The following is a 10,997-nucleotide window of genomic DNA, read 5'->3' as shown; positions in this document are numbered from 1 at the left end:
TACTCATAGCAAAGTACTCACGATGTTCGTAATTTCGAGTTAGTACTCAAATTTTCACGACTTATGTCACATTCTCTGCGGGTTCAGTGATCTTTATTGAATGCTAGTCCAGCGATCACTGAAGTTTTTTAATACCAGCCGTAAGCTTCCCAGTGTGCTTTAGCTGCTACCCACGAACCATAGCGTGACGAAACGTACTGGTTTGCAACTTTTTCCTGATTAGCTGCTGACAGATCACCATTCAGGTAGCTGATTGTCAACTGGTACTTACCATAATATTGTCCATTTTGAGCTGTATATGAACCACCGGATTCCTTTTGTGCAATCCATTCCTTAGCCGCTTCTTCAGCACTTGAAGTTGAAGTGGTAGTACTTGAAGAAGTTGTTGAACTTGAAGTACTTGAGGTATTAGACGAACTTGTATTGGTAGTACTTGAACTCGTCGTGGATGCTGTATTCGTTGTTGAAGCTGTGTTGCCGGTTGATGCTGTATTAGCAGTCCGATAAACATTGATACTTCTGCCTGCTCGATAACCATAATGGTATCCATAACCACGTTGTTGAGAATTTCCATTGTAATGAGCGACTGCTGGTTGACGATTTGCTCCAGGATTTTGTTGCACGCCATCAGCGTTGGCTGACCCGACTTTAAGTGCCAAAATACTTGTTGTTGCCAAAGCTACGACAGTAAGCTGTTTTTTGAATCTCATATAAATGTTTTCCTCCTAAAATTTGTGTTGTGACTTAATCAACTATGTCGCCAAGTATGCACTAACAATGTCTCAAAGCCATTTTATTGAGGTTACTAATTACTTAAGATTCTACAATATTGTCAAACTAATGTAACATTGTAATAACAAATACTTTTTTTATAAAACTTTTTTTCAACTGATTTTCCCCATTAAATAAGGCTTTTAAACCGATAAATAAGGAAAACATTAGTAATTCAAATAATTAAGAATGTAAAAATCAGCGTTTCTTTACTACTACTCCGGCATTTAGCATAATTAATAACTTTGTTTATAGCTTTATTTATTTCTAAAGCAGCTTACGCTACTAACCATAAAGCTGATTCAAACAGGTTGCAAAACGTTCTACTTCGGAAAGTGTATTATGCGGACCCATTGAGATTCGAAGATAACGTTTGCTTTCAGCTGCCGTTAGTCCTAAAGCTTGTAAGGTCCGGTCCGGCCGCGGGTCACGGATACTACAAGCACTGACGGTTGAAAAGCAAAAACCAAGCTGTCCCATCCTTGTGACAGCCTCTTGCGCTTGTGTCTGCGGTAAAATAAGACCACAGATTCCGGGATAATCTCCCGCAATTACTCGAATTTGCGGCGAAACGAGTTCTTTAAGCTTTTTTCTAAGGGTTGTCACGACTGCATAAGACTGCTGCACTTTTGAAAATTCAGCTTGTAGTGCAGTTGCCATACTGACAATTCCTGGAACGTCCAATGTTCCTGGCAAAAAACCATTTTGTTGAAACACGTTGTTAAAACGTGTGTTTACTGGCATATTAGGATTCAAAAATAGTAAGCCACTGCTTTTGGGACCGTTAAACTTGTGAGCGCTGCAGCTAAATCCAGCCAAGCCAGCAAAGGACATTGGAATTTTTGTAACTGCCTGCACAGCATCCACAAATAGTGGTACCTGCTGTGCACCAGTTATTTTTTTTAAAGCCGAAATGTCCTGGCAAATTCCAGTCACTGAATTCACTGCTTGGATAACTACTAGAGCAGTTTGAGCAGAAAGCCGCCCCCTCAATCCAGCAGGTGTGATCTTGCCGCGTTTATTTACAGGAAGCATTTTTACTTTGAAGCCCTTTTCAGTTACTAACTTATCTAGAATCTGGAAAACAGAAGAATGTTCTAGCGGACTGACTAAAATTTCCCTTTTCTGACTATTAACAGAGCTCAAACTTTCAATCCCAAGCTGGTTGCTCTCTGTCCCACCACTTGTAAAAATAAACCCCGCTGCGGGAAGTTTGAATAACGTGGCAATTTGTTGTTGTGCTTGCATAATCAATGTATTGCTTTGTGTCCCAAATAAATGCAGACTTTCACTATTACCATAAAAATTTTCTGCCACTTCATCATACGCCTCAAGTGCAGCTTTACTCATTTTTGTAGTTGCGGCATTGTCAAAATAAATCATTTTTTCTCCTAACTAAGAGTTAACATTTTATCCAAGGCTTTTTTAGCCCAAAAGGCCGTCTGATCATCAACTTTGATGATATTTAACGCGGCTGGATCTTGCAACAAATTATCCAGTGTAAATGCTAAGTGCGGCAAATCAATCCGATTCATTAATACACAAGAGCAAGCAATCGGATTTAACAACATTATTTTTTTATCAGTGAACCGCCGCTGCAATCTTCGCACTAAATTATTGTCGGTCCCTACGGCAATTCTTGCTCCTGCAGGTGCTTGCGTTAGATAGCGAATAATTGCCGCCGTTGAACCCACTTCATCGGCCGCAGCAACAACAGCATGTGAACACTCAGGGTGAACAATAATTTTAATATCTGAGTAATGTGCTCGTAAATTAGCAATTTGCCCTGGCGTAAATTGCTGATGGACAGAACAATAACCGTCCCATAAAATCACTTTAACCGCTGCAGGTTTTTGCGCTATTAAAGTTTCAGTCAGCGGATTCCAGACACCCAGTTCTCCTGGACTAACTCCCAGTTGCAGGGCAGTATTTCTACCTAAATGCTGGTCGGGAAGAAAAAATAAATGCTTGCTGTGCCGCAATGCCCAGGCAACTATTTGAGGGGCGTTGCCGGATGTCACAACAATTCCGTTCTTTTGGCCCACGAAACTTTTAATTGCCGCACTGGAATTAACATACGTTAACGGCATAATATCGGGGCCGTATTTTTTTTCCAAATAATTCCATGCCTTGGTTACTTGAAAACTGTTAGCCATGTCTGCAAGTGAGCAACCTGCACTTGGGTCAGGCAAAATAACTTGTTGTTTATCCTCCGTCAAAATATCAGCCGTCTCGGCCATAAAATGGACGCCGCAAAAAACGATCTTCTTTGCTTCCTTATTGGTTGCAGCAATTTGTGCCAGTTTCAGTGAATCTCCAGTTGCATCTGCAAACTGTACGATTTCATCCTTTTGATAATGATGCGCGACCAGAAAAAGATCTTTACCAAAATGCTTTTTAATTTTGTAAATCCGTTCTATCTGTTGTTGTGGATCTTCAGTATAGTAATGTTCTAGTTTCTTTTTTTCTGCAAGTTTTGTGAAATTCATGCTTTAACCACCCCATCCAAGACAAAGCTGATATCTAATGGCTTGACTTCGTTGGTAAGGAAGCCCAGTGAAATGAAGTCAACCCCGCAGCCACGATAAGCCGCAATATTGGTTAAATCGATTCCACCTGAAGCCTCGGTACTAATTTGTGCTGGAACTAACTTAACCCATTGTCTAATAGTTTCAGGTCTTTGGTTATCAAACATAATCGTATCTACCCTGCTTTTCACCGCACTTTCGAGCTGCTCCTTAGTTTCGATCTCAACTTCTACTTTCGTTAATGGGCCAGCATTTTGCGTTGCCAAGGCCAATGCTTTTCGGATTCCACCCTTTGCTGCTAAATGATTATCCTTAAGCATTAGACCAGCAGAAAGATCAAAACGATGATTGCATCCACCGCCAATTCTGACGGCATACTTATCAAATAATCTTAATCCAGGGGCTGTTTTACGAGTATCAGTAAGCCTAATACTAGGATCGTTAAGACGTTCAAGCGCATTTTGGGTGGCAGTTGCGATCCCGCTCATACGCTGCATCAGGTTCAAGATCACGCGTTCCCCTGCCAAAATTGTCGTGGCCTTACCATTGATCCGGCCGCAAACAGTCCCTGCAGCAACTTGTTTACCATCCGGAAGAAATGGTTGATAGCTCGCACCACCTAATAAATCACAAACAATTTGCGGAATTTCTTGGCCACAAAGTATCCCGGCCTGTTTAACTACCACAGAACCACTAACACCCTCATTTTCTTTAAATAAAAAAGCACTTGCATCTCCAAAAGAAAGATCCTCACGCAAAAAAGCAGCAATTTTTTCCTGTGCTATTAAATGATTCATCTGTCAGTTACTCTCCTTCAATATAATTTGCGCCAAGACTTCTAGGCTGTGCAAGAGCAGAATTTGCAATCAATTCAGCACATACGCATAAATTTGCAATTGACAACTCTTGTGCTGACAGCTGTTCTGGTCGCAAATTCTGATAGTTAAAGCGCGCTAACCAATTCAAAAATTCTTTGAGTGTTTCTTTTGTACGGACAACTCCGATAGATTTCCAAGCCATTTCTAGCAGCTGCGTTTGTTCAGGCAAATGGGGGATAATTTTTGGTTCAGCCGGCTGTGTTTTAACTGCGACTGTCTGATCAGTTTTCATTGCACTTGTACTAATTGTCGCAGCCGCCTTGTGGGCACTCACTAAACAATCCAATAAGGAGTTACTTGCTAGACGATTTGCACCATGGACTCCATTGCAGGCCACTTCCCCAATCGCAAAAAGTCGTTTGAGCGAAGTTTGTGCATTTAAATCCGTTTTAATTCCTCCCATACAAAAATGGGCGCCAGGTTTAATTGGAATCAGTGCGGTTTCTTCAAAGTTAATCCGATGTTTGTCGAGATTTCGACTGACACCTGGAAATTTTTTACGAAAGTCTTTAATGGCCGAGATATCAAGAAAAAGCTGATGTCCCTTTTGTTGCCAAGCTTTTAACTGCCGCGTAACTACATCCCTTGGAGCAAGATCTTTTTGTGGAAAGTCTTGCATGATGTGCGTTCCGTTTTCATCGACCAAAATTGCACCTGCCCCACGGATAGCTTCAGTAATTAGCCCGTAGCATTTACCATTTTTAGTTAGTAGTGTCGGGTGAAATTGAACATATGCCATGTCTGCAAGTTTTACCCCATTTCTCTGGGCTAAAGCAATCCCATCGCCGGTGATAGTAGCATCATTAGTGGTCAAAGGATACAGATGTCCAAGGCCACCGGTTGCAAGCACTGTAAAGTCAGCATATTCTGGTCTTAGTTGTCCCTGTGCATCCCTGAGCATGACACCCCTGCACTCACCATTTGCGATTAGTAGATCAACAACCGTTGTATTTTCTTTCCACTCAACATTTTGAATCATTCCTTGAACAAACTGTGTGAGTGCATGCCCAGTCTGATCACCTTGAGCATGTAAAATGCGATGACAGCTGTGGGCCCCTTCCAGTCCAAATGCTAATTCTCCATTTGACGTTTTATCGAAGGGCATTCCCTGCGCTAGAAGTTCCTTGACCAATACTGGACCGGTAGTAACTAACTGTGAAACTGCTGCAGCGTTATTGTGATACTTGCCTGCTTTTAGAGTATCATCTGCATGTTGTGCGGCAGAATCTCCTGTAGCAACTGCAACTGCAATTCCGCCTTGTGCAAGCATTGAGTTGCTATCCCCCCGGGTTTTCTTAGTGACTAAAGTTACAGCACAATCAGCTGGAAGATGAGCTGCCAAGTAACTTCCTGCTAAACCTGCACCAACGATTACGACTTTTTTCATTCTTGCTAGATCCTCTCAATTTGTAATTAAAGTGATTATGGCTTAAAAAGCAGCAGGTGTCAAGACACCCTCTGGTAAACAATCTTATTCTGTGCCTCATACTTGCGAATTGCTCACTAATTACTAAAACTCCCTGTTTAGAGTGGTTGACAGCTTCTTAAAAAAAGGATACATTTTTGATATACTTTTTAACGTCTATTTGGAAAGATTAGTCCTAATATTTTAGGAGGGGGATTTTATGTGAACGCACAACTCACTCCCAAAGCAGCGTTCCAAGAAACTTTACCAACAGTTTTTGGTTATCTTGGCATCGGAATCGCTTTTGGGGTTGTCGGACAAGCCGCAGGGCTTAGCACCTTGGAAATTTTGTTAATGTCACTCTTGACATACGGCGGTTCAGTTCAATTTGTAATCATCAGTATGTTGCTTGGACATAGCGCTCTTTTGCCGATGCTTCTTTCAACTTTTTTAATTAACTCCAGAATGATTTTGATGAGCATGACAATTGCACCCTATTTTAAAAATGAATCTCTCTTTAAAAATCTTTGGATTGGCTCGCTACTCACGGACGAAACATTTGCGCTAGGTATGAATAAGACCAACTCAACTGCTGGTCAACTAAATTTTGCATGGTTTAATACCAGTAATCTAATTGCTTATTTTGCTTGGGCAGTTGCTTCTTTATTGGGAGCTTTTCTAGGTAACTTTGTGGCTTCTCCCCAAGAGCTAGGTTTGGATTTTGCTTTGGTTGCGATGTTTATTGGCTTACTTTATTTGCAAATTATCAGTGATCAGGTTTTGCAAGTTAGCTTGCAGTTGGCAGTTGTGACTTTTGTGCTAGTGTTAACATACTTAGGCTTAATTTTTATCCCTGCTAATATTTTAATTCTGGTCATCACACTCTTAGGGTGCGGATTTGGAGTGATTATTAAACATGCCTTCTTTTAACTTTGTCTTTATAACTATCTTAGGGTGCGGTGTTGTCACATGGCTCTCACGTGTTATCCCTTTTATTCTCTTAAAAAAATTCAAAATGTCCCGCACTTTAACAGAATTTCTAAGTTTTGTACCACTTGCAATTATGGCTGCACTTTGGTTTGAAAGTTTGTTTGTACAACGATTGGGTCATTTTCCGCAAATTAACTTAGGCAATCTGCTGGCGTCTGTGCCAACCGTTTTGAGCGCATTTCTTTCTAAAAATTTGCTGGTAATTGTGGTAGTCGGAATTATTTCGCTGGCAGCAATTCGATTTTTCCTAAGTGTTTAACTAAAAGCTTTCCGAGCGCTAATCAGCCGAACAGACTTTAACAAATAAACTAGATAATGTGGTGATTAATAATGGTGAAAAGATATAATAGTGAAAAAATTAAGCAGTTAGTTTTCAAAATTTACCAAGCATATGGTTTTTCGAATGAAGATAGCGAAAAAGTTGCCGCTACTCTACTCTATACAGATCTGCACGGGATTGAATCCCACGGAGTGCAACGCTTGGCGATGTATGATCATTTCATTCAAAATGGTAAAATTCGAGTACAAAGTAAACCAGAAATCATTAAGGAAACAGATGTCAGTGCAGTCGTTGATGCTCATTTTGGGTTGGGGCAACTAAATGGAATTTACAGTATGGAAGTTGCAATCCAAAAGGCAAAAGAACATGGCGTCGGAATCGTGACTACAAAAAACTCTGGTCACTATGGAATTGCAGGTTTCTATGCCAACTTAGCTGCAACCGCAGGATTGATCGGGATGTCATCCACGAATTCGCGTCCGGCAATGGTACCGACTCATGCAATGAAGGCTTTTATCGGCACAAATCCAATCGGCTTTGCAATGCCAGCTAAACCGCACCCTTTTATTTTCGATGCAGCTACAAGTACGGTTCCTCAAGGCAAAATTGAGGTGTATCGCAAACTTGAAAAAGATCTTCCTGCATTTTGGGTTGCCAAAAATGGGACCGAACCGGTGACTTCACATACTGATAAAAAAGATCTTGATTTATTGCGTGACCCAGATGCTAATGTCGCACTCACTCCCTTAGGTGGAGTCGCTGAAGAAACCGGCAGCCATAAAGGATTTGGCCTTGGAATTATCGTCGAAATTTTTACTTCAATTTTGTCTTTGGGCAACATTTCAACAGAGATCAGTCCAGAAAATCTCGAAGTCGGTCCTTGTCAAAGCTTCGTGGCAATTGATCCAGCTATTTTCGGTGACAAGGAACAAATCATTGAGCGTTTTTCTGCGTACCTGCAAGATATTCGGCATTTGCCTGCAGTTCCAGGTAAAACAATCTATGTCCATGGTGACAAAGAAGCTTTGGCTTATGAAAACGCGAAGAAATATGGGATTGAAATCGATGATCGCACATTAGAAGAAATCACTGCAATTGCAAAACGTTTGCATGTTTCCACTAGTGAATATCTAAATTAAAATACTATCTCTACTCCAGTTTTTTCTAGTAAAATATCCGTCCAAAAAAGCCTGACAAAGCTAGGATTTCACATCCTGCTGCTCAGGCTTTTTTGCGGTTTAAAGACTGTGGTGTTAGCAATTATTTATTGCTGCACTTTTAGTTAAAGACTAGCTTAGTTAATGCTTTAGCAATTCCGTCCTCGTCGTTAGAGGCCGTCACATAGGTCGCATGCTGCTTTACAGCGGCGGTCGCATTCCCCATTGCAACTGCTTGATCAGCATAATCAAACATCGGAAGATCATTTCTTTCGTCACCAAAAACTAAAATTTCTGCTGGGTTCAATGATAAGCTTTCCGCTAATTTAGCTAAAGCACGTCCCTTATTTGCTTGCTGATTCATAATTTCTAAAAAATTAGCAGCTGTTCGAACCACATAAGTGTTAGCGCCAAACTCCATGCGAATCCCTGCTTCATGCTGATCTAAAACAGTCGTCTCACCGACAAAAACGGCTTTGACAATTGAAAATTCGGCTGGTAAATCATCCGGTTTTCGGATCAAAAGACCCGCTTGATTTTCCCATGCTTGCACAACGGTCATTCGATTAACATCTTGATTACTTGTATAAATGACACTGTTTCGATCCAAAACATTATATTGCAAACGATAATTGTGTGCATAAATGTCGACTTGGCGATAAATTTCATTTGTAAGGCCAAGCTCAGCAATGATATGGCCATTACCTGATTCAATGATACTGCCATTATAAGTAATCGCATATTGCTGATCTGGACGAATAGCCAGTTCATTTAAAAACGGTCGTACTCCTGCTAAAGGTCTACCAGAACACAGCACAACTTTAATTCCAGCTGCGAGTGCTTGTGACAGGCTATCTCTTGTCGACTGCAGCATAAAGCCGTGAGAGTTTAATAAAGTATCATCAATATCAAGTGCAATTAATTTAATAGCCATCTACTTCAACTCGCTTTACGTTATTTTATGTCTGCGCTTACATGATAACCGATTAACCTTGTTGTTTTCAAGTGCAGGCCTCCTAAATTGAATTTATGTTAATTATTGCGTTATACAATTCAATTCTAAAGAAGAATTTACTGCTTGAAATCACCCGTTTTAATTAGATCTTTAATATCTTTTATCTTTTTAGGATCGTTGTTAAAGCGTTATGTAAGTTGATATTTATCGTAATTGCAATATGCAAATCATCGGCAGAAAAAGTTCTCAAAAAATTAGTTGTTGTTTATGGGTCAAGGTTAAAGATTTACCAACACCGTTTTGAATAATACGATAGCTTGCTAATTTTAATTAAGATACAAAAAGTTTCTTATTGACATTTGCCTTTTAACTGGTTAAGCTAACAGACGTAGCATTAAGATACAAAAAGTTTCTTATTCAGAAGGAGATTTTAAAGATGAAAAAAACAAAAACCAAAATTCCAACAGCAGTTATGACAACTGCTTGGATTCTCGTCTTTGGAGCATTAGCACCGTTATTAGATTCAACTATGATCAATATTGCATTGCATAGTTTAGTCAAGGATTTGAATAGTTCCGTTGAAACAGTGCAGTGGACAATTACCTGTTATGTTTTGGCGACCGGAATTGCCGTTCCATTTTCAAGCTGGCTACTAAATAAATTTGATGGAAAACTTGTATTTTTAACTGGTGAAATTCTCTTCGCAGGTGGTTCGTTTTTAGCAGCAATTTCTCCAACGATTAGTTCTTTAATTGCTGCTCGATTAGTTCAAGGATTCGCAGGCGGACTCATCATGCCTTTGCTGACAACGCTACTAGTGCAGACGACCGATTCTGCATTAATGGGTCAAATGATGGCTACTGTGGGGCTGCCAATAATCTTGGGCCCATTAGTTGGTCCGATTATCGGAGGTATTATTATTAAATATCTTTCGTGGCATTGGATCTTTTGGGTTAATCTTCCGATTGCGGTGCTTTCAATTCTATTGATTATTTGGAAAATGCCGAGTTTTCCTGCACAAAATAAAAATGCAAAGATGGACTTGCTTGGAATTATACTACTTGCCTCAGCCACAACCACCATGATCTATGGAATTGTTAAAGCAGCTCATAGTGGAGATTTCACTAACCAGACTACGCTTTTATTTGTAGGAATTGGCTTAGTACTGATGGTGTGCTACCTTACTTGGGCAGCCTACCTCAAGGAAAAAGCCGTCTTGCCATTAAAACTTTTTACCCACCACTCTTTTAGTGGCTCTGTCAGTGGTCTCTTTATTGCGGGAACAGTTTTAAACGGTGCAATGTTGTTACTACCTTTATTTTTTCAAGATATTCGTTCAATGACTGTGATGGCAGCCGGTCTTGCTTTAATTCCACAGGGAGTCGGTATGCTAATTTCACGTCCTTTAACAGGAAAATTAACTGATTATATCGGCGCCAAATATGTAGTCCTAGCTAGTTTATTCATCACCTTTTGTGGAACCATTCCATTTAACTGGATTGATGGACAGACTTCCGCTTGGATTATCGCATTAGTTCTTTTCATACGCGGAATCGGTGCCGGTGGAATTCTCATGCCTTTAATGGCGGATTCTTATACCGGGGTGGCCCAGGCGCAAGTTCCAGCAGCCTCAATCGGTGCGCGCACAATTCAAAATATTGGAAGTGCTTTTGGATCAGCTTTAATTGCTACTGTAGTAACTGCCCATGCTAATAATAATGTGGCAGCTTTCAAAGAAAAGCTGGCTGCGGGAAAATTTCAAGTTGCCCCTGACCAGCTGCAAACTTTCGCGCAACATCAACTAATGTTAATTAAAGTGCAATCTTTTCAATTTGGATTTATGGTTATTGCGGTTGCTGCCTTGTTGATTATTTTACCAACCCTGCTGCTGACTAATAAAATGCCAAAAGATAAATGAGCATAATATTTGTATCTGCAGTAAATAAGAGAGTGTGACATAAGTCGGGAAATTTTTGAGTGCTAACTCGAAATTACGAACATAGCGAGTACTTTGCTATGAGTAATTCGAAATC

Annotated in this window: 10 protein-coding genes; 4 read left to right on the top strand and 6 right to left on the bottom strand. The window is 40.3% G+C overall.

Annotated elements, in window-relative coordinates:
* Nucleotides 1–128: 128 nt before the first annotated feature.
* The 5 genes from FD50_RS13085 to nadB form a co-directional block, all read right to left on the bottom strand.
* Entirely contained in the window at nucleotides 129–710 is a 582-nt protein-coding gene (locus FD50_RS13085) for an aggregation-promoting factor C-terminal-like domain-containing protein (RefSeq protein ID WP_054757739.1), read from the bottom strand.
* Between the two features lie 346 nt (nucleotides 711–1,056).
* Entirely contained in the window at nucleotides 1,057–2,154 is a 1,098-nt protein-coding gene (locus FD50_RS06020; RefSeq protein ID WP_054757740.1) for a cysteine desulfurase family protein, read from the bottom strand.
* A gap of 8 nt (nucleotides 2,155–2,162) precedes the next feature.
* Nucleotides 2,163–3,260 carry a quinolinate synthase NadA gene (gene nadA / locus FD50_RS06015; protein ID WP_056960799.1) on the bottom strand — a complete coding sequence of 366 codons (1,098 nt, stop codon included), beginning with the start codon at nucleotides 3,258–3,260 and terminating at the stop codon, nucleotides 2,163–2,165.
* On the bottom strand, nucleotides 3,257–4,096 hold the full coding sequence (gene nadC, locus FD50_RS06010) for a carboxylating nicotinate-nucleotide diphosphorylase (RefSeq protein ID WP_056960798.1): 840 nt from the start codon (nucleotides 4,094–4,096) through the stop codon (nucleotides 3,257–3,259). Before nadC ends, nadA begins: the two co-directional genes overlap by 4 nt.
* A gap of 7 nt (nucleotides 4,097–4,103) precedes the next feature.
* Entirely contained in the window at nucleotides 4,104–5,564 is a 1,461-nt protein-coding gene (nadB, locus tag FD50_RS06005; protein WP_082610447.1) for an L-aspartate oxidase, read from the bottom strand.
* Between the two features lie 240 nt (nucleotides 5,565–5,804).
* Between nadB and FD50_RS06000 the strand changes: the two genes are divergently transcribed.
* The 3 genes from FD50_RS06000 to FD50_RS05990 all read left to right on the top strand — a co-directional run bounded on the left by FD50_RS06000 (nucleotide 5,805) and on the right by FD50_RS05990 (nucleotide 7,991).
* A complete protein-coding gene (locus FD50_RS06000; RefSeq protein WP_056960797.1) occupies nucleotides 5,805–6,512 on the top strand; it encodes an AzlC family ABC transporter permease in 708 nt (235 codons plus the stop codon).
* Nucleotides 6,499–6,831, top strand: coding sequence for an AzlD domain-containing protein (locus FD50_RS05995; protein WP_054757742.1), 333 nt, complete (start codon nucleotides 6,499–6,501; stop codon nucleotides 6,829–6,831). Before FD50_RS06000 ends, FD50_RS05995 begins: the two co-directional genes overlap by 14 nt.
* Nucleotides 6,832–6,902: 71 nt before the next feature.
* Complete coding sequence (locus FD50_RS05990) at nucleotides 6,903–7,991, top strand: Ldh family oxidoreductase (RefSeq protein WP_056960796.1); 1,089 nt, start codon at nucleotides 6,903–6,905, stop codon at nucleotides 7,989–7,991.
* Between the two features lie 139 nt (nucleotides 7,992–8,130).
* Here the strand turns inward: FD50_RS05990 and FD50_RS05985 are convergent, their stop codons facing one another.
* Nucleotides 8,131–8,943, bottom strand: a complete 813-nt coding sequence (locus FD50_RS05985; RefSeq protein WP_056960795.1) for a Cof-type HAD-IIB family hydrolase — start codon at nucleotides 8,941–8,943, stop codon at nucleotides 8,131–8,133.
* 457 nt (nucleotides 8,944–9,400) lie between these two features.
* Here FD50_RS05985 and FD50_RS05980 point away from each other — a divergent pair, with 457 nt between their 5' ends.
* Complete coding sequence (locus tag FD50_RS05980) at nucleotides 9,401–10,882, top strand: DHA2 family efflux MFS transporter permease subunit (protein WP_056960794.1); 1,482 nt, start codon at nucleotides 9,401–9,403, stop codon at nucleotides 10,880–10,882.
* Nucleotides 10,883–10,997: the final 115 nt, after the last annotated feature.

The sequence above is a fragment of the Liquorilactobacillus satsumensis DSM 16230 = JCM 12392 genome (assembly GCF_001435195.1).
Taxonomy (GTDB): domain Bacteria; phylum Bacillota; class Bacilli; order Lactobacillales; family Lactobacillaceae; genus Liquorilactobacillus; species Liquorilactobacillus satsumensis.
This window is presented reverse-complemented; position numbering and strand designations above follow the sequence as displayed.

What these genes read in the sequence shown, in the direction of transcription:
- FD50_RS13085 (WP_054757739.1), bottom strand. Translation starts at nt 710, where the DNA reads ATGAGATTCAAAAAACAGCTTACTGTCGTAGCTTTGGCAACAACAAGT.
- FD50_RS06020 (WP_054757740.1), bottom strand. Translation starts at nt 2,154, where the DNA reads ATGATTTATTTTGACAATGCCGCAACTACAAAAATGAGTAAAGCTGCA.
- nadA (WP_056960799.1), bottom strand. Translation starts at nt 3,260, where the DNA reads ATGAATTTCACAAAACTTGCAGAAAAAAAGAAACTAGAACATTACTAT.
- nadC (WP_056960798.1), bottom strand. Translation starts at nt 4,096, where the DNA reads ATGAATCATTTAATAGCACAGGAAAAAATTGCTGCTTTTTTGCGTGAG.
- nadB (WP_082610447.1), bottom strand. Translation starts at nt 5,564, where the DNA reads ATGAAAAAAGTCGTAATCGTTGGTGCAGGTTTAGCAGGAAGTTACTTG.
- FD50_RS05995 (WP_054757742.1), top strand. Translation starts at nt 6,499, where the DNA reads ATGCCTTCTTTTAACTTTGTCTTTATAACTATCTTAGGGTGCGGTGTT.
- FD50_RS05990 (WP_056960796.1), top strand. Translation starts at nt 6,903, where the DNA reads ATGGTGAAAAGATATAATAGTGAAAAAATTAAGCAGTTAGTTTTCAAA.
- FD50_RS05985 (WP_056960795.1), bottom strand. Translation starts at nt 8,943, where the DNA reads ATGGCTATTAAATTAATTGCACTTGATATTGATGATACTTTATTAAAC.
- FD50_RS05980 (WP_056960794.1), top strand. Translation starts at nt 9,401, where the DNA reads ATGAAAAAAACAAAAACCAAAATTCCAACAGCAGTTATGACAACTGCT.